General features: G+C 42.9%; 17 protein-coding genes. 3 read left to right on the forward strand and 14 right to left on the reverse strand.

Annotation, left to right across the window (positions count from 1 at the left end):
* Positions 1 to 6 precede the first annotated feature (6 nt).
* The 10 genes from OQ289_RS22170 to OQ289_RS12955 form a co-directional block, all read right to left on the reverse strand.
* The gene (locus OQ289_RS22170) at positions 7 to 114 is read right to left on the reverse strand and encodes a glycosyl hydrolase family 95 catalytic domain-containing protein (protein WP_443020441.1); all 108 of its coding nucleotides are present in this window, start codon (positions 112 to 114) and stop codon (positions 7 to 9) included.
* 195 nt (positions 115 to 309) lie between these two features.
* On the reverse strand, positions 310 to 750 hold the full coding sequence (locus OQ289_RS12915; protein ID WP_270087272.1) for an L-rhamnose mutarotase: 441 nt from the start codon (positions 748 to 750) through the stop codon (positions 310 to 312).
* A complete protein-coding gene (locus OQ289_RS12920; RefSeq protein WP_270087273.1) occupies positions 734 to 2,374 on the reverse strand; it encodes a sodium:solute symporter in 1,641 nt (546 codons plus the stop codon). Before OQ289_RS12920 ends, OQ289_RS12915 begins: the two co-directional genes overlap by 17 nt.
* 11 nt (positions 2,375 to 2,385) lie before the next feature.
* Positions 2,386 to 3,606, reverse strand: coding sequence for an enolase C-terminal domain-like protein (locus OQ289_RS12925; RefSeq protein ID WP_270087274.1), 1,221 nt, complete (start codon positions 3,604 to 3,606; stop codon positions 2,386 to 2,388).
* A gap of 266 nt (positions 3,607 to 3,872) precedes the next feature.
* Entirely contained in the window at positions 3,873 to 4,922 is a 1,050-nt protein-coding gene (locus OQ289_RS12930) for an alpha-L-fucosidase (RefSeq protein ID WP_270087275.1), read from the reverse strand.
* 258 nt (positions 4,923 to 5,180) lie between these two features.
* The gene (gene pstB, locus OQ289_RS12935) at positions 5,181 to 5,927 is read right to left on the reverse strand and encodes a phosphate ABC transporter ATP-binding protein PstB (RefSeq protein WP_270087276.1); all 747 of its coding nucleotides are present in this window, start codon (positions 5,925 to 5,927) and stop codon (positions 5,181 to 5,183) included.
* Positions 5,917 to 6,774, reverse strand: coding sequence for a phosphate ABC transporter permease PstA (gene pstA / locus OQ289_RS12940; RefSeq protein WP_033562671.1), 858 nt, complete (start codon positions 6,772 to 6,774; stop codon positions 5,917 to 5,919). The genes pstB and pstA overlap by 11 nt, the downstream gene beginning before the upstream one ends.
* Positions 6,764 to 7,654 carry a phosphate ABC transporter permease subunit PstC gene (gene pstC / locus OQ289_RS12945; RefSeq protein ID WP_033562672.1) on the reverse strand — a complete coding sequence of 297 codons (891 nt, stop codon included), beginning with the start codon at positions 7,652 to 7,654 and terminating at the stop codon, positions 6,764 to 6,766. The genes pstA and pstC overlap by 11 nt, the downstream gene beginning before the upstream one ends.
* Before the next feature lie 48 nt (positions 7,655 to 7,702).
* Complete coding sequence (locus tag OQ289_RS12950) at positions 7,703 to 8,554, reverse strand: PstS family phosphate ABC transporter substrate-binding protein (RefSeq protein WP_270087277.1); 852 nt, start codon at positions 8,552 to 8,554, stop codon at positions 7,703 to 7,705.
* 326 nt (positions 8,555 to 8,880) lie between these two features.
* Positions 8,881 to 10,674 (reverse strand): alpha-1,3-galactosidase-related protein, encoded by a 1,794-nt coding sequence (locus OQ289_RS12955; protein ID WP_270087278.1) that lies wholly within the window; start codon positions 10,672 to 10,674, stop codon positions 8,881 to 8,883.
* 275 nt (positions 10,675 to 10,949) lie between these two features.
* Between OQ289_RS12955 and OQ289_RS12960 the strand changes: the two genes are divergently transcribed.
* On the forward strand, positions 10,950 to 11,435 hold the full coding sequence (locus OQ289_RS12960) for a hypothetical protein (protein WP_270087279.1): 486 nt from the start codon (positions 10,950 to 10,952) through the stop codon (positions 11,433 to 11,435).
* A gap of 201 nt (positions 11,436 to 11,636) precedes the next feature.
* Here OQ289_RS12960 and OQ289_RS12965 read toward each other — a convergent pair whose 3' ends face one another.
* The gene (locus OQ289_RS12965; protein WP_270087280.1) at positions 11,637 to 14,309 is read right to left on the reverse strand and encodes a beta-galactosidase; all 2,673 of its coding nucleotides are present in this window, start codon (positions 14,307 to 14,309) and stop codon (positions 11,637 to 11,639) included.
* 284 nt (positions 14,310 to 14,593) lie between these two features.
* Positions 14,594 to 15,589: a hypothetical protein gene (locus tag OQ289_RS12970; protein WP_270087281.1), complete on the reverse strand. Its 996-nt coding sequence runs from the start codon at positions 15,587 to 15,589 to the stop codon at positions 14,594 to 14,596.
* On the opposite strand from OQ289_RS12970, the gene OQ289_RS22175 reads away from it, so the two are divergent.
* Complete coding sequence (locus tag OQ289_RS22175; protein ID WP_443020409.1) at positions 15,558 to 15,860, forward strand: transposase; 303 nt, start codon at positions 15,558 to 15,560, stop codon at positions 15,858 to 15,860. The genes OQ289_RS12970 and OQ289_RS22175 overlap by 32 nt on opposite strands.
* Positions 15,857 to 16,723 (forward strand): IS3 family transposase, encoded by an 867-nt coding sequence (locus OQ289_RS12975; protein ID WP_443020442.1) that lies wholly within the window; start codon positions 15,857 to 15,859, stop codon positions 16,721 to 16,723. Before OQ289_RS22175 ends, OQ289_RS12975 begins: the two co-directional genes overlap by 4 nt.
* 15 nt (positions 16,724 to 16,738) lie before the next feature.
* Here OQ289_RS12975 and OQ289_RS12980 read toward each other — a convergent pair whose 3' ends face one another.
* Both OQ289_RS12980 and OQ289_RS12985 read right to left on the reverse strand, forming a co-directional pair.
* Positions 16,739 to 16,873, reverse strand: a complete 135-nt coding sequence (locus tag OQ289_RS12980) for a hypothetical protein (protein ID WP_270087282.1) — start codon at positions 16,871 to 16,873, stop codon at positions 16,739 to 16,741.
* A 414-nt stretch (positions 16,874 to 17,287) separates the two neighbouring features.
* Positions 17,288 to 18,040: a hypothetical protein gene (locus tag OQ289_RS12985; RefSeq protein WP_270087283.1), complete on the reverse strand. Its 753-nt coding sequence runs from the start codon at positions 18,038 to 18,040 to the stop codon at positions 17,288 to 17,290.
* Between the last annotated feature and the right edge of the window lie 28 nt (positions 18,041 to 18,068).

An 18,068-nucleotide genomic window follows, 5' to 3' on the forward strand; every position in this document is an offset into this window, starting at 1 on the left:
ATGACTTTACAAAAGCATTTCTGCCATTCCAGCGATCACCCCGAAATTACCATCTATCTGAAACGGAGGGCAAGCGTCAAACTTATTGTAATACGTTGCCGCCACCACCATCATACTTGGTATCCATAGCTGCCGTAAGCAGCAATTGTTTGTTGAGCATAGCCAAAGCACGATTGCCATTGTGCACCCTTGTCCAATTGTTTTATATATGCTTCATCAACTTTATTTTTGCTGTCATGCTTTTCATTTATTCTATTCTTTGACATTTACCTCCCCTACACAAATTGAATCGCTAGTATATATACCGTATCAATCCGTATGGAATACTTCTTCCATATCCGACCACATTGCACCTTTCGCCGCTGCATCTGGTAGGGGTATCTGGCAAGGATCCGTCTCTTTCCACCAACGCTGCGTCTCCGGGTCATCTCCCATCTTTTTCATATCCGCTTCAAAATTATCCCCCGCATACTCGAAATAGCTAAAAAGATAGTTCTTCCCGTCTATCTTTTTGAGATAGATGGAATAATTCTGGATGTTGCAATCCTTTATTCGTTTCAATACGGCAGGCCATGCAGCAGCATGTAGCTGCTTATAGGTTTCTATTTTATCTTCCTTAAGTTCCGTCACTGATGCATACCTTTTTATCCTACCTGAGGATTTCGAATCTAGGCAAGCTATACACAACATAGCTATGGTAAGGCCCAACAGGAGAAAGCCTAAGACGAACTTTTTATTTAAATATTCCATATAATACAACAACTATAAACAACAGTAAACCAGATAATAATTTATAATTTCCAATTCCCTTCCAAGCAGTCCCTTGCAATGGCTCCAGTGGACTCTTCCAATACAGTTCTCTACTGACGGCCGTGTGCCTTGCCGGATATACATAGGAGCATACAAACTGTATTACCACGCATGCCAAAAACAAATAGAAAGCCATCACCATAAAAGGTATCTGTCCTATCCAGGTCGTTGGCAATAACTTATTGATTACAAACACAATCACGCCCAAAGCCGAACCGATCCAAAGCGTCCATTTCGCAGATTCGGCGGATGCCTTTTTCCAAAAGACACCCAAGAGGAATACACAGGTGATTGGCGGCGCAATATGGGCAATCACATCGTTGATACCATTGAAGATACTTTCATATTTATCCAATAAGGGTAATAGCGCCAGTGAGAAGGCCATCGCGACCACCGCCGAAATCTTGCCCGCTCTTATCAGTTGCATATCCGTAGCAGCCGGACGTTTTTGCTTATAAATATCATAGCTGACCATCGTTGATATCGAATTAAGGGCACCCGATATCTGACTCATTAGGCCCGAGAGCAAAGCGGCAACCAACACCCCGATCAGTCCTGAGGGCAGCAATTGCGTAATCATCAACGTGTAAATACCTTTAGAATTGACATTTCCAACAGCATCCACACCTAGACTTGTCAAGTCCAACTGCCCCGATTTAAACAATGTATAGGCAAATAGCCCTGGAAGTACAAAAATAAACACCGGGAGAATTTTGATAAAGCCACAGAAAAGCGCCCCCACCCGACCGTGATTTTCGTCCTTGGCACCTAATACCCGTTGCACGATTGTTTGATCCGCGCACCAGTACCAAATCCCCAGTATAGGATAGCCCAAAACCACCGCATACCACGGCATACCACTACTATCACCATCCGGACGCAGCATAGACAAGCGCTCCAGCTGCCCCTCATCCACCAATACATCCCGCATCGATGTCCATCCGCCCATCTTATCATATGCGGCAAAGCTGATGATAAATGCCCCGGCCAATAAAACGATTGTTTGAATAGATTCGGTGATCACCACTGCACGTAATCCTCCAAGTATCGTATATATTCCAGTAATGACACATATTACCATAATGCTCAAATACATATCAAACCCAAATAGGGTCTTCAACACGATTCCCCCAGCCAACATGGAGAATGCGATATGGATGACGATCGCCGATACAATAGAAATCATAGTCAACCACTCCCGACTCGCTTTGTCATACCTACGTTCTAAAAAATCGGGTAAAGTTGACACTCCCGACTTGAGATAAAAAGGCACAAAAAACAGGGCCAGCAAGATAAGCGTAAAAGCTGCCATCCATTCGAAGTTACCATTCAAAAGCCCTGTATCGAAGCCACTCTGTGCCAAACTCACTAAGTGTACCGTCGAAATATTGGTCGCAAAGAGAGCAAGACCAATAGCCGGCCATTTCAGGGATTTACCCGCTAAGAAGTAATCGCTGGCAGCACCTGCTTTTGCTTTCTTTTGACTCCAGCCAGCCCATATCCCCACTGCCAAAATGAGCAGAATATATGAGACCGAAATCGTCAAGTCTATAGATCCTAACATACCTCAACGTTTTAAAGTAAATCACAACTACTTCCCACTTCCATTGGCGTCTTATACACTCCTCCTTCAATCTGCACTGGGTGTACAAAATGCGATTTTAGATGTGGGATATGCTCCAAGAATAACGCTTCATGTCCCATCGATATATGGTTGAACAACACCAAATGCTGATGCAATTGCCCCATATCCCCTACATGAGGCACCACCGGAATGTTGTATTTGCGACATAACAGACTTACCGCTATAAACTCACTTACCCCACCGACACGCACTGCATCTACCTGAACAAACCCCGCAGCATTTAGTTGTAAGTAATTCTTAAATAGTATTCTATTGGGCACATGCTCTCCCATCGCGACCTTAATGGGTGCAATCCTCTCAGCAAGTGTCTTATGGGCTAGGATATCATCCGGATGGGTAGGTTCCTCTATCCAATATGGATTCATCGTCTTTAATTCGTCGCAAATAGACAATGCTTGTGGAAGTGTCCACTGTTGATTGGCATCCAACATCACTGTCGCGCCATCTCCGGCCACTTCTCTTACAATGTGAGCCCGCTTAATATCTCGTAGCGGATCGAAGCTACCGACCTTAAGTTTCATCGCGTTGAATCCATTATCTATCGCTCTGCGACAGTTTTCGCGAACTTGCTCATCCGAATAATTGAACCACCCTACAGAAGTATCATAGCCCGTATACCCACGGCCCAGGATTCCCATACGACTATCTTTGGTCGCCAAATTGGTTTCCAATAAAGCAATTGCCTGTTGAGCTGTCAACTCATCTTCCAAATAGGATAGATCTAATGTGTTGACGATTTCGGTAGCCGTCAGGTCAGTCAGCAGTTTCCAAAGGGGTACTTGTCGTGTTTTGGCCCATAGGTCGTAGCAAGCATTCGTCACCGAAGCTAATGCCAAATGTACGATACCTTTGTGCGGCCCTAGCCATCTAAACTGTTGTTCATTGCTTAATGCATTGAATATATGCCCAAAATCAGCCATTATTTCTTCTATTCCTTTCCCTACTAAGCGTTCCACATAAAAGGCCGCTGCCTTACAGACTAAGTCATTCCCCGCTCCGATCGTAAAGGCCAACCCTGTGCCAACTCTCCCCCTGTCATCCATTAATTTGGTTACCGCGTAAGAATAAATCGGGTCTTTATGCACAGCATCGCTTCCCGCTCCCGTGTTTAACGGAAATCGCTTATCCTCGATATCGTATCTTTTTATCATCTATGTATTGAGCTTTTTTTTATTTGGTTATCTATTTTTATCTCAATTTATTCTTTATTCATATTTAGGAAACAGGAAGTCAAGGACTCCCTGTTTTCACCAACTATTTGACCTTGCGGTCCACCTTAATTATCAAGCACTTCAATTCTATTAGATTTACTGCCACTCACTAGCACAAGCTTTTCGTCGCGTACACAAAACCCCTTCCCATCCTTGGATACATGAGTATATCTTTGGTAATCAATTGAAGGGCTATTCGTAATCTGCTACAGCGCAAGGTTTTCTTTCAGCTTCTTCAATACTTCAACATCCGAATCTTTGACACGGCCTTCGCGGTTGGGCCCTACGTTCAAGATCAAAATATTATCCTGAGCCGTAGCTTTCTTATACATATCAGCCAGCTCAGATACGGGACGAGGTGTATTGTCTTCGGTATGGTAAAACCATTTTTTGCCCAGTACTACTGTCGTTTCAAAAGGCATGTAATACACCTTTCCTTGACTGACGAATAGCTTAGGGTCTGGATTTTTTGGTAAATATGGGTCACCCAAACGGAAATCGCTTGGATAGTATCGTAGTGGAAAATATTCTTCTTGATCATTGGGTAACACGGGGTGCTGATCTATATTTTTTGGAGAGCCAATGGTCCAATTCACCCCGACTTGGCATTGGGGTGCGCGCGCTTTCACATTGGAATAAATCTGTTGTATCGGCCAGCGGTAGTTTTCCTTTTCCCAACCTCCATCTAACCAAAGCTCCACAACTCTTGTATGTTTCTGTGCTACATCAATCATTTCATTAATTTGCTCCAGCATATATTTGTTGTAGGCAGCATCGGCTTTTACGTCTTTAACATTTCCATTTTCCTTCCTATCCCATAATGAGTAATATAAACCCAATTTTATACCCTGCTTTTCACATTCCTTTGCTACAGCCTCCACGACATTGGTCTTATTACTCGAATTGGCCACATCATACTCCGTGTACTTGCTGTCCCACAAACAAAAGCCATCATGGTGCTTGGCAACCAAAATGATGTACTTCATCCCCGAATTCTTGGCAGTCGCCACCCATTGCTTGGCATCGATGATAGTCGGGGCATAGGAGGATGCCGGTTTAGAGCCGTCTGTCCACTCCTCATTATGGAAGGTATTGATACCAAAATGCACGAACATACCGTATTTCCGTTGAATCTGTTCCAATTGGTACTTGCTGGGTTGTGTAGAAGATACCGGCACATGTACTTTAGACTGTCCAAAGGCAGTGATATGGATGGCCAGTAGCATCATGCTGAGCACGCTAATCTTTTTTATCATAATATAAGTAGTTAGTAGGTATTTTTGTAACTTGATCCTAATCAAGCATCTGTATCAACAAATATAATGCAGATCATATATTTGCATACAGACTAAATTAGCAGATGATGAGCTTATATTGACTTTCTTAAGGGTATCATTACGCTAGCGGCGATAAATACATTCTTATCCTCTAAAAAAACAATAGCCGCTAAGGAGTCCCCAGCGGCTATATATCTGACTAGCACTATTCTATTTTTTTGAAACTAACGACTAAGCCTATCCAAAACTCCCTTTAATATAATTCAAGGTCATTTCTTCTTTGGGATGATTGAATATTTGCTCAGTCGGTCCCTCCTCCTTCACCTCTCCCAGATACATAAAGACGGTTTTGTCGGCAATACGCTGTGCCTGTTGCATATTATGCGTCACGATTACGATTGTATATTTTTCTTTCAGATGCGAAATCAGTTCCTCTATCTTCAACGTACTCACTGGATCCAGGGCCGAGCACGGCTCATCCATCAAAATCACCTCTGGTCGGAGCGCCACAGCTCTCGCTATACACAATCGTTGTTGTTGACCACCAGAGAGTCTGGTAGCAGGCATTTTCAAATCATTTTTGACTTCTTCCCAGAGAAATGCTTCCCTTAAGGCCTTTTCAATAACGTCCTTACCGTGGGGCAAGTTATTGATTTTTAATCCGTAGGCGATATTCTCATAGATGCTTTTCGGAAACGGATTAGCCTTTTGGAAAACCATCCCTATACGTTTTCTGATTTCGGTCACGGGCACCGACTTGTCGTATAGATCCAAGTCTTCCAGTTTAAGACTACCGGTAATCTTGGCATCAGGTGAAAGATCATGCATACGGTTGAAGCTCCGCAGCAATGTACTCTTGCCACAACCAGAAGGTCCTATCAAAGCCGTAATCTGATTCTCAGCAAAAGAAACATTGATATTTTTCAAGACTTCTTTTTGACCAAAACTAATCTGTAGATTTTCTGCGGATAACTTAATTTTCATTTTTTCTGTATTTGTAACGTATATAGAAAGCCGTCAAATTCAATAAGAAGACAACAATAATTAACACTAATGCCGTACCGTAGGCGATAGGACGCACCATCTCAATAGATTGATGCTGAGTAGAGAGCATGTATAGGTGATACGGAAGGGCCATGAATTCATTGTCTATTGCTCCCCCCATACCATTGATATAAAAAGCAGCACCTGTAAAGAGAATCGGTGCCGTTTCACCTGCTGCTCTGGAAAGGGTCAACACCACGCCTGTCAATATTCCCGACATTGCCGAAGGCAAGACCACATCCTTGATGGTTTCAAATTTGGTGGCGCCCACGGCCAGAGCCGCTTCTCGTGTACTGGCCGGAATACGCATCAATGCTTCTTCGGTAGTTGTGATGATATAAGGCAGAGACAATAAGCCCAATGTCAATCCCGCAGACAACATAGAGGTGTCAAACTGCAACGCTTGCACAAACAGCGCCAAGCCAAACAAACCATAGATGATGGAGGGTACACCCGAAAGGTTACGAATAGCTGCACGGATCGTACGCGTCAACCAATTGTCCTCCGCATATTCATTCAAATAAATGGCACAGCATACCCCAAATGGAATCGAAAAAAGTGCCGTTAGCAAGGTCAACAATACTGTTCCCAAAATTGGGGTTAAGATACCACCTTTGGTCATTCCTTCTCTCGGCACATCCACGATAAATTCCCAAGATAAGGAGCTTGCACCCTTGGAGATGATTTCCCAAAGGATAATGACCAAGAAAAGGCACACTAATCCTGTGCTCAATAAGAGCGTACCCCATTCAATTATGGATGTAAATTTAAACTTCTTACGCTGCATGATATTTCCTAAAACGATTAATAAAATACTCCCCTACCAAATTGGCGATCAACGTCATGCAGAATAATACAGTAGCAATCGCGTATAAGGCAAAATAATGGGTCGTTTTATAAGGTACCTCTCCCATCTCGATGGCTATAGTTGCTGTCATTGTCTTGACCGAATCAAACATTCCCTCGGGGAGCAAAGCTGCATTCCCAGTAGCCATGAGTACGGTCATCGTCTCCCCGATGGCCCGTCCCACTCCCAACATTACTGCTGCAATAATACCTGGTGCTGCAGCCGGAATGACCACAAAACATAAAGTCTGCCACTTGGTAGCCCCCACACCGTAACTCGCCTCTTTATAGGTTTTTGGCACCGCATGAATGGCATCTTCAGCTACGGTAATTATCGTTGGCAAAGCCATAACAGCTAATAGTATTGCTCCGTTAAGTGCATTCAACCCATTCGGTAGCCCCACCAAATTTGCAATACCCGGACCTACCAATACAATACCTAGAAAACCAATTACTACAGAGGGGATTGCCGCTAGCATCTCAATAGTAGGTTTCAAGATTGTCTTCAATTTAGGGCTCGCATATTCGGAGATGAATGCCGCTGTACCAATCCCTAAAGGAATGGCAATCACCATCGCACCAATAGTAACCAATGTCGTACTCAGAATTAAAGGTAACAGACCATACTTGGGATTCTTACCCGTGGGGTTCCATTCCATCCCAGTAATAAAATCCAATGGACGCACATCTGAGAAGAAAGAAAGGGAATTGTAGATTAGCATCGCCAATATCCCCCCCAATGCGGCCAACACCAAAAGTCCGGTAACTTTAAAAATATATTTAAAGGCCACATCCAAAGATAATCGAGTCTTATATTTCATAGTTTTTGTATTCGCTTTATAGGGTATAGTATAGTGTATGACACTACGTTATCTTTCTTTGATATAATAACCATGCTCTTTGATCATCTGCTTGCCCTTCTCACTTCGTTCGAAATCGATGAATGGCTTGACCTTCTCCCATGAACTGGCCAAGATAAATTGGTATAATGGGCGCTGGAAAAAATATTGACTATTATTTATCGCCTGCAGATCATTTGGCGAATAGGCTACACTGGTAGGTGTTTCTTTAATCTTGACGATGCGAACGCCCTGCTTGGCTTCCGGATCGTCAGCCACATAGCCCGCTCCGATATAACCGACGCCTGATTTATCGGCTTTGACCCCTTCGATGATTTGCGCGTTGCCAGTCATCTCTTTTGCGGCTGCAGAAAATTCAATCTTAAGCTTTTTCTTCACAAAGGAATAGGTTCCTGAGCTGCTTTGGCGCCCATAGATATTGATGGGCATATTGACGGAGGTCAATTCATTCCAATTCTTGATGGTCCCATCTAAAATTTGCCCTAAGGTCTTCAGGTCGACTTCATTGAGCGGCAAGTCTTTATGTACGATAAAAGCCGTGGCATCCTCAGCAAAGATGACGGTTTTAAGATCGATGTTCTTGTCTTTGAATTGTTGGACCTCTTCTCCGGATAGTGGTCGGGAGGAATTTGCAATGTCTGCCTGTCCGTTCAACAAAGAAGTAATCCCTAATCCAGATCCGCCACCCGATATCGCGATGTTGAAACTGGGATCGATTTCTGTAAACTTCTCGGCCAGATTGACGGCCAAATTCACTTCGGTGTCCGACCCTTTCATTTTAATGGAATGGTCTTTAGATGTACATCCGTACGCAAAAAGCAGTACGACAACCCCGAAGTAGGTAATACGATAATTCCTCATGTGTTTCATCGCTACAAAAGTGCTGCTTTATTGTAAAGACAACTTTACCCTAATGTTAACATAGTATTAAGAACCACTTTATATGTTAGAATTGTGTAAAAAAGAGGTTAATCATGCATCTGTTAACAATGGATAGGTGACATCTACACATCACAAGTGTAAAACACGACTATACATTTTTTGTTTTCCCGTCGAATATGACTTGCAGGATTCAAGTAGAAATAGATTGGAAATGCTGTCCCTGCTACTGACCAAAAGATGCCTTATTAAGCAAGGCAACCTTTCTTTAGACATCTCTTCATCAAGCAAACTCCTATGCATCGTTACTATTTCAGCAGATTGACTTTTTTTCCATCCATTTTATTATCGACGACCTCGGCGTTCACTACACGCTCGAACAGCACCCGCCTTTTGTTACGATGGAAAGCTGGATATTGTTGGTTTGTTTTTATTCTGTTGCGCTTGAATGTAATCCCATCGACCGATTTGGCATACAGGATAGGCGTGTCAAAGGTCTCGAATTCATTATTTTCAATGCGGATACCCGAGTGGAAATACTGTATTTGATTAGCCAAATCGGGAATTTCGGGATAGATGGAGATTACGGCTGACGTAAATTGATACATACTCGTCAACGCATTGACAAATTTGTTGTTGCGGATTATGATATCCCGGCACGATCCGGTTTCGTACCAACCGTTGCTATCACCACACAGCAATATCGCACACCCAGAGGTATGGTCAAATAAATTGTATGCTACCAATGTGGGCTTTGGCGTGCTGAACAGTGCTCCCCTAGCCCTATTGTTGCGCACGGTATTACCGGTAAAGACTACTGACGGGGTCCAAGTTAGATTCTCTATTCCGACATCCACCCTGTCTGGATTGATATCGTTGCCCAAGGCCTTTACAAATCGAATCTTAAATTCCTTTATAGGCGTGTCATCATGATCGCGCATAGGCGTAATCGATTGGATACTGTTCTGCTCGGTCCACAATTCCATGGTCTTTGATTTTATAAACTGTACGCTATCCCCCGTATATCCCCAATCAAATCCAAAAGACTGCCTGTGCATATAGCTCGCCAATACCGTTCGATCGTCCAAGCGTTTAATCATCTTGAGATAGGTTCCATGGATATTAATGGCATCGTCCATCATTCCTTCGTACAGCCCATTCTTAGAGACAAGACGTCCTTTGCAGCCCGAAAAGTGGGTTGCATCCGCTTGTGTTGTAAAGTATCGCGGATCCTTCTGCCCTCGTAAACATACACTAAATCCATCCATATCTATATTTTCGGTCAGTTGGGCCAATAATCCCATTCCCTCCGCATAGTGTACCTTTACATTTTCAAAGCTTATATTCTCCCCCTTATGTACAAATATTCCTGGTGCCGGTCTATATCCACCCCGCATCGCGATGACTGTGCCGGGGATGAGTTGTGGATTTTTCCAGTGATGGGCTTTAATACGCCCGGGGGCTATTTCACTAACACCTTTGGTCCCTACCTGTAGGTCCCCGCTGTTGTACACAATACGTTTGGTATCACCCTCAAAGGCTATCCCAGAGGTCGGCCTCATCTCCCAACCTTCGCCGCTATTGTAAAAGGTGCTGTCTTGTATCTTGTAGGTCACCCATGGTGCCGTTTCGAATATAATAGTACCATTGATGCTGTCATTTTCAATAATCTTAACCTGCGCTATCTGTGGCTTTTCAAAATCGATGCTTAGATCTTTAATTTTCACCTGCTTATTGGCAATCATCGCAATAGGAAGCATGCGCCCATGGAATATCAAATCGGCCCCTTGTCCGTCCAGGGTCATCTGTTCAAAGTCTTCCAATGGAATACCGACTGTCTTGGGATTGTCCTGATCATGGTTCGAAATGTAATATTCTCGCTTCACAGCACCATCCGGATGAAAGTCATATCGCCCTTTCTTGAATAGTATAACGACCGGCTGTCCATCCGCTTCTGCTTTGATTTTCTGGAGAGCGGCAATCAGCAAGGGCGTATTGTTTATACCCGTATTTGGCACCACTCCATAATTTTCCAATTTATAACTTTTTGCTTCATCTTGCGCCATCAATCCACCTGATAAGCACAGTGTTAAAAGTATCAATAGTATATTTTTTTTGAGCATCTTAATATAAAGTAGTAGGTATTTGTTTCAAAATCTTGTTTATTTGTCCTGGTCTACGGATTTGTAAATATAAGGATTGCTATAGGCAACTTTTGACGCTATATTAACGTTTGGAGACGCTATATTATCCTTTTTCCACCCCAATTGAATTTATCCACTCTCATTTCCAATTTATTCCCCTATCGATTGCATTTTATAACAATTTGGTGTGTCTTTTGCTATATCTGTATAGATAACATTCAATTGACGTCATTATGAATATATTAAAAAGCATGGCATTATCGGGAGTAGCCTTTTTAGCACTCGCGAGCTGTAACGAACAGACCACTAAATCCAGTGAACAGCGGGCAGAAAAGAACGCCATAGCACCACTAGTAGTAGCTGGCAGCTATGTCACCCCCGATTATGAAAAACGTAATGAGGGGTATGATTGGGTAGGCATCTCGGTGACCAGTACAGATAGCAGCACCATTGCTATACAAGTCCGGTCTAGAGGGGACAAGAAAAAACCAACCTGTACCCTGGATGCAAATGCCAGTAAAATAGAGGAGGGTCTGTACCAAGCTACATTACAGGGCAAGCAAGTGTTGTTTACATTCAACACTACTTCCGTAACGGTATCGGCAGCAAATCCAGATGATTCGGCCATCCTTAATTTTTATTGTTCGGGTGGTGCAAGCCTAGCAGGCACCTACAGCAAAACACCAGGTGCGCTGGATTCTACACAAGTGACGAAATAGTATTTAGTATTTAGTATTTAGTATTTAGTATTTAGGTGGAACAAGAGTGGGTCGAATTAGTTTTTGCCCACTCTTGTTTTTTTGATATTACTCTCTTTTTCTTCACTTTCTGATTGTTCCTTTTCTCGAAAAAGGAGCGCAACATTTTCTACTGAATATGCGACCACTCCCTGACACACTTACTACATTATAAATAATTCGTTATTCTACCCTATATGTATAGTCCTTCACCACGTTTAGCTTTTGTATGGCTGGGTGCTGGCCTTTTATGCGATCAACATTATCCTCCAAAAAGATATTATCGGTCGATGGACCGAAGCCTTTAATACGAAGAGTTAAGGGATTCCCCTGGAGTTGCTCTTTATGCCGTGATACCCCCAGTACCCATGGGGTACCGTCGTTGTAGCAATCGGTAGATGGCTCAGGACCAATATAAGCAGTAGCGACGTCTCCATAAAAACTTACTTCCAAACGCACTTCGTTATCCAAGTCCGCTAGGTCGGGCAAGCTAAATTCAAATAACCCTAACCGTTCTTCAGCTGCATATGCTGCGGGCTTAGCTTTGCCCTCCAACTTTTGTACCGGCTGCTGTCCGTCGCTCAACCATGTATCGTCGGTGTTCCAGACCTTACGCACCCCATTTTTATACAAAATCTCTATTTCTGCCACGACATTGGGGGATCCACCTTCGGATTCAAATCGAATTGTATTACTCCCCGACAGCAATTGTCCCTTTACATCCCCTTTACTATACTCTCCTAAAGAGCTCAACTGCACTTCCTTATCGTTCCACAAAACACTTACCTTCATATCTGATCTGCACCGCAGCGTTGCTTCCACCACCTCGGATAGCGAAGTTCCATCAAATGTCTTGCTAATAGATTTACCTTGAGTGGCCTGTATCCAGGTCGCATGGTGCATGGGGCTAAGTGTCACGTATGAGGTCTTAGGTGTTTTTTCCTTTTGGCTATGGTAGTTCATCTCTACAAATCTTTTTTTGTCACGCGCATGATAAAGCGCAATATGTTGCGTCGGCAGCTCTGCTGTAATCTGGATCTTATTATCATTGACTACCAAAGAAGAAGTTGTAAGGGCTACAAACTCCTGACTATCTTGTTGTCCCTTCCAAATGTGATCTGACTGTTCCTGTGTCAGGGTCACCAATAAAATTTGTTGTCCGTCCTCTTTCGTAATCGTGACAACCGATTCTTTTCCTGGAACGACATCCGATATGAAATAACCGTCTTTCTCCTTTGTCACTTTCGCTTCATGAGCCGTCACAGTCTTCACACCTTTTGCCTCAATCAGGTACTCTGTAGCTATTGCATCATCTTCAAAAAAGAAATAAGTCTTCACCTTACCTTCCTGATGTGTGGTGATGGGTTGTGCCGTGCCATATTTCAAGGTTACACCCTTCATGTCTAAGTTAAACGGCCATAAAAAGTAAGATTTATTGACGATAGACACCGGTTTACGTGGGAAGGTCAAATCTTCGTTTTTGAGCTTTAGCTTGAACTGCACCCCATCATATTGTGGTCTGTCGTATCGATACAGATGGTTCGAAACAAAAAGATAGCCCGCTTGGCCATCCGACCGAACAGACCACTGCAGATTGTTCCTATCCTTATTACTGATCGGAAGATATGCCAACATTGGCGCTAATTTCGAACCGAAGTCATTCATGAAATAGTTCAACTTTTTGGTTTCTTTCATCACGACACCCAGTGTCCCAAATTCGCGGATAGGTGCTTGATAGTCGTAGCCGAAATATGGACCTGTACCGTACGTATCCTTTTCCCCCTTAGGGTTGGTCCCCCCTACATACATGTAGTAGCCCATGAGATTTACCCCCGTTCCTAAGCGTAGATTGATATTCTCTCCCGCCATCCCCTCCGGTACGACCGCTCTCCTTCGGTAGAATGTTGGCGCTCCGACTCCAATCTCGCAGGTAAAGAATGGTGAATCGCTTTTGGACCCGTCAAAAGACTCGACGCCCCCCTCAATCTTGATGATATCCGTCCCAATATTATCAGAAAGCCTATTGTAGGTAAAGTATTCAAAGTTAGTCGCTTCAGTCATTTTTCCATGATTGGTCACCCAGGGCGTCTCGATATAAAAGCCAGCATAGGGCACTATTTCCCCTTTTGGGTATTCGCTATCCATCCAATGCGTCATGGTGTAAAGAGGCACATCAAGCCCCACCTCAAGTGCCATTTTCTTAAGGTTCATTAGATGAGAGATGACCAATCCTTGCTTGACAAATTCGTTCTCCAGCTGTACCGCCATGATTGGCCCCCCATCCTTATACAACAACCCTTGCACTTGGTTATAGACACTTTCATACCATTTACGCGAATAGTTTAAGTAAATTGGGTCATTACTCCTGGTTACAAGTGCTTTATTATCAACAATCCACTGTGGAAGAGCACCGTTCCTTATCTCCGCGTTACAATAAGGACCAATACGAATGTGCACCTTTAAGTCCAGCTCTGCACATAATTTTATAAAATGTCTCAAGTCATGATTACCCTTCCAGTTTTGCTGACCTTCGACCTCTTCATGTAGGCTCCACATCACATAGGTGGAGACCATGTTGACTCCAGAAGCTTTCATCTTCAATAGCGCATCCCACCAAAAGCGACGGTCCATACGCACATAGTGAAATTCGCCCATGACCGGAAGGACAGGTTTCCCTGCTTCCTCCATGTAGATATTATTGATCCGAATTTCCTTACCCTTGGGACCGAAACTTTGCTTATTCAAATAACTTAATGGATGGGCATTCACATTTTTTAAATCCATCTGATATTGTGCCATTGCCACCAAGCTAGACAGAAGAGCCATCAGTGTGAGTGTGATGTATCTGTATTTCATTGTTGTTAAATAAATATTAGTTGCTTATTTACGTCTTGATTTATTTCATGTAGCGACTGATTTGCCTCAATCTTTCCTGGTGTTATCGTAGTTTCAAATCGGCTACCACAGGAAAATGATCTGAAGGGAATAACCCGCGGTATGTATCTGTCAGAATAGCATACCTTTTTACCTGAGCTAATTTTATAAAATCTCTTCTTCTTGAATTCATAATGACGATCATGTCTTTCGCATCTACCGCTCCCATTGGCAGAACAATCCTCCAAGGGGTGTAGCTAAGTTGATTAATCCTTAGGTTTGATGAGGTATGGAATTCCCCCTTCCATTCTCAGTTGAAATGTTCCATTCACGATATTAACCTCTCCTACTGCCTGTAAGCCAACCGCATCCACCTTGTAGAGGGTTACAGTATGCACACCATCCCACTCCTTCGGCAATTTTCTTTTCAGCAATTGTGCTTTATTGCTATATAGACCTATCTGCTTCTCCTCTTGCCATACGATTGGGAAGAAAACGGTGTTATGATTCCGCAGGAGTAAATCCTGCTGACGTACTGTACTATCCCCCATGCTCACCTCCACATTATGGTCGTAATACGCGACCCTACTCTTACCCTTGCCATCTACCCTCAATCGGGTTAATCGATTTAAAAAAGCATATTGGAGAAAATTGAGGTAAAAATCCCTATTGAAATCAGATATCCATTCATTCTGAACGATAGCAGCTGGTTTTCTTGGGAAGATATTCTCACCGTACATACTTGTTCCAAACAGAAATTCAAGATCAAATTCGCTCTGTTTCAAATCCGGATTAAGATGTCCACCCGTTACCAATCTTGCAGGGTCGTTCATATAGTCCTGTTGAGTACGTCTATTAAAATGCCAGTAGTAAGGCACCCGTCCCCGCATGTAGTCCATCACCCATTCCGTTGTGGGGTCTATCCCCTTGCTTAGCCAGTAATCGGCTACTTTTTTTTGGTATTCAATCTCGAGCGTCTTGCTTTCGCCATGGCCTTCACTTTCTCGTGCTATCCACGCATCTAGGTGTATTGTCCCACCATCCCGAAGCACCGGAGCAATGGACAATAACGAATCTATACGCTTCTGCGCCCATCCACTTTCCCACTCTCTTTTGTAATTGATATGATAAGCCTTCCGATTGTTATAATTGCCAATAACTGGAGTTGCTACCTTTGAGTAGAGACATTTTATAGAGCAGATTTGAAATGTAATTTTAAATTTGACTAATATGAAACACAGGGTATTTGATGATGAATTCAAAAAGATGGCCGTTGAATTGTCCAGATTAAAGAATTCGGTAAAGGAAGCAGCTATTGAGCTGGATTTGGATCCTTCAAGACTAAGTAAATGGCGTAATAATCCAGCTTTCAATGGAGGTAAGATCATGATGGATATAATAGGTCTTAGTGAAGAGCAGATGGAAATCAGGAGATTGAAAAAGGCACTAAAGAATGCCGAACTGGAACGTGATATATTAAAAAAGGTAGTAGGCATCTTCTCCAAGGGAGACGGGAGGTATACAGATTTATAGCTGATCATAAATCAATTTACCCCGTAGAGAAGATGTCGTTATTTTTTGGGATTACCAGTAGTGCCTATTATAAATGGTCCAAAGATCCAGTAGGTTTCTGGCAACGGCAGAACGCCGAACTGTTGGATAAGCTCAAAGTAGTGTATTCAATGAGCAAGGGGCGTTATGGCAGTCCGAGAATAACCAAGGAATTAAATGCGGAAGGTGTAAAAGTATCACGTCCACGGATAGCCAAGCTGATGAGTAGAAATGGTATAAAAAGTATAGTGAAGCGAAGATACAGGGTTACCACCAATTCCAACCACCTTTATCCAGTAAACACAAACCTGCTGCTGAGGGATTTCAGCACCACTGGCATTGGTGAGAAATGGGTAAGTGATATTACCTATATCAGAACTAGTGAGGGCTGGCTCTACCTGACGATAATAATGGACCTGGCGGATCGAAAAATAATTGGCTGGAGCATGGATAATAGTATGAGTGCCAGTTCAACTGTTGTACACGCATGGAAAATGGCTATAAAAAACAGACCGTTGCACTGTGAACTCATTTTTCACAGTGACAGAGGTATCCAATATGCCAGCAATGAGTTCCGTAGATGCTTTAAAGGTCTGCCAGTATTGCAAAGTATGTCAAGAAAAGGAAACTGTTGGGATAATGCCGTTGCAGAAAGCTTCTTCAAAACCTTAAAAACAGAAATGGTATACCACAGAAAATTTAAAACCAGGGCACAGGCAAAACTTGAACTGTTTGATTATATCGAAGTATGGTACAATAGAAAAAGAAGACATTCATCAATCGATTACCTAACGCCAGTTCAGGCTGAAAAAGAAATGATGAAAAATAAAACAGAAGCTGCTTAAAATGTCTCTACTTGTTTATTGCAATTCCACTTCGACAGAGACTCCATCCAGGGCAATCATCACCACTCTTTTGGCCTTTGGACCTGCAGCAAAAGACAGTAAGACATTGCATAGCACGGCCACGATTGTAATTGTTAATCCTTTTCTCATTTGTATTTTACTTAAATAGATTTGTTATTCACGATCATAATGGTTTTCATGCGCTACAACCCTCCCAACTAGTACAAGGATATCCTTTTGCTAGTTTAGCTCTTCACGCAACTCAAAAATATAAACATAATTTTAATATTTGTAAACTTATATATTAATTTTACATAATCATTCAAAATGCACCTACCCAACCTATGTAATAATTTAGAGAGACTAAACCACAACATCTAGACATGAGAGTCTTGTGTACGGAGAAATGCGATTTGCGTAATGAGCTTCAGATAACGAATCGTAACTTCCTTGAATAAAACCCATTAAACCCTTCTAAGAGACTTCAAGATCCCGCTCGCAACAATATTGCTCAAGTCAAAACAATGTCGCAAATCGCCTGTAAATGCGTTAATATCAAAAGTATTATCCTATCTCCTTTTGCAGGATGTCTTTACTTTCATTGCAAGAAGGTACGACGAAGCAATCTTTGATCTTAGTCTCTGCAACGGAAGCCTCTCTATCCTCCGGCACCCAAGATAGCGCAGTATGCCCCTTGATACCCACCTTATCCACAATCCACCTACCAGCAGCTCGTAGATGTCCAGTACCTCTTTGGTAGCTCTTTAGTACCTTCTTGGTGAATCTGCAGTACCTTCTTGGTGAATCTGCAGTACCTTTTCCGTGAACTAACTGTACACTATCAGTGCACCCTTGGTGAACTATCACTAAACTCAACCAATACTTACCGGAGGCTTGTTGCAGGTTCAAACCAGTGTATAGATAGTCTATAGAAAGGTTCATCCTATAGCCATTGCAGGCTTGAGCTAGGCTTATCCTATAGGCATTGCAGGCTCGAGGTAGGCTCATCCTATAATCATCGTAGGCTTGAGCAAGGCTCACTCCTACTTTTGCTATCTTTTTCGGACATTCTTTGGAAGCTGTTCGCCCCCGCTTCGGAGCTTTATTACCTTCCGACCACCTTGTTACTACCTTATCCTCACCTTTTTCGTGGTGAAGAGGTAATGATTTGGTTATGCAGAGGTTAAGCTGAGGTGGTGGAGCACCGAACAATGGACGAACAAAGGGCGAAGTTGATGGGGCGTCATCTAGAGACGAAGCCCTCCATACTTGACCGATATCATGATTTTGTTCTCTAAAAGAGGTGACTCTGTCCATAATTGTCTTTCTATATGTAAAGTCTGAC

Source organism: Sphingobacterium sp. SYP-B4668, assembly GCF_027627455.1.
GTDB lineage: Bacteria > Bacteroidota > Bacteroidia > Sphingobacteriales > Sphingobacteriaceae > Sphingobacterium.

Excerpts from the sequence above, each read along its gene's own strand:
- OQ289_RS22170 (WP_443020441.1), bottom strand. The coding sequence starts at position 114 with ATGATGGTGGTGGCGGCAACGTATTACAATAAGTTTGACGCTTGCCCT.
- OQ289_RS12915 (WP_270087272.1), bottom strand. The coding sequence starts at position 750 with ATGGAATATTTAAATAAAAAGTTCGTCTTAGGCTTTCTCCTGTTGGGC.
- OQ289_RS12920 (WP_270087273.1), bottom strand. The coding sequence starts at position 2,374 with ATGTTAGGATCTATAGACTTGACGATTTCGGTCTCATATATTCTGCTC.
- OQ289_RS12925 (WP_270087274.1), bottom strand. The coding sequence starts at position 3,606 with ATGATAAAAAGATACGATATCGAGGATAAGCGATTTCCGTTAAACACG.
- OQ289_RS12930 (WP_270087275.1), bottom strand. The coding sequence starts at position 4,922 with ATGATAAAAAAGATTAGCGTGCTCAGCATGATGCTACTGGCCATCCAT.
- pstB (WP_270087276.1), bottom strand. The coding sequence starts at position 5,927 with ATGAAAATTAAGTTATCCGCAGAAAATCTACAGATTAGTTTTGGTCAA.
- pstA (WP_033562671.1), bottom strand. The coding sequence starts at position 6,774 with ATGCAGCGTAAGAAGTTTAAATTTACATCCATAATTGAATGGGGTACG.
- pstC (WP_033562672.1), bottom strand. The coding sequence starts at position 7,654 with ATGAAATATAAGACTCGATTATCTTTGGATGTGGCCTTTAAATATATT.
- OQ289_RS12950 (WP_270087277.1), bottom strand. The coding sequence starts at position 8,554 with ATGAGGAATTATCGTATTACCTACTTCGGGGTTGTCGTACTGCTTTTT.
- OQ289_RS12960 (WP_270087279.1), top strand. The coding sequence starts at position 10,950 with ATGAATATATTAAAAAGCATGGCATTATCGGGAGTAGCCTTTTTAGCA.
- OQ289_RS12965 (WP_270087280.1), bottom strand. The coding sequence starts at position 14,309 with ATGAAATACAGATACATCACACTCACACTGATGGCTCTTCTGTCTAGC.
- OQ289_RS22175 (WP_443020409.1), top strand. The coding sequence starts at position 15,558 with ATGAAACACAGGGTATTTGATGATGAATTCAAAAAGATGGCCGTTGAA.
- OQ289_RS12980 (WP_270087282.1), bottom strand. The coding sequence starts at position 16,873 with ATGAGAAAAGGATTAACAATTACAATCGTGGCCGTGCTATGCAATGTC.
- OQ289_RS12985 (WP_270087283.1), bottom strand. The coding sequence starts at position 18,040 with ATGGACAGAGTCACCTCTTTTAGAGAACAAAATCATGATATCGGTCAA.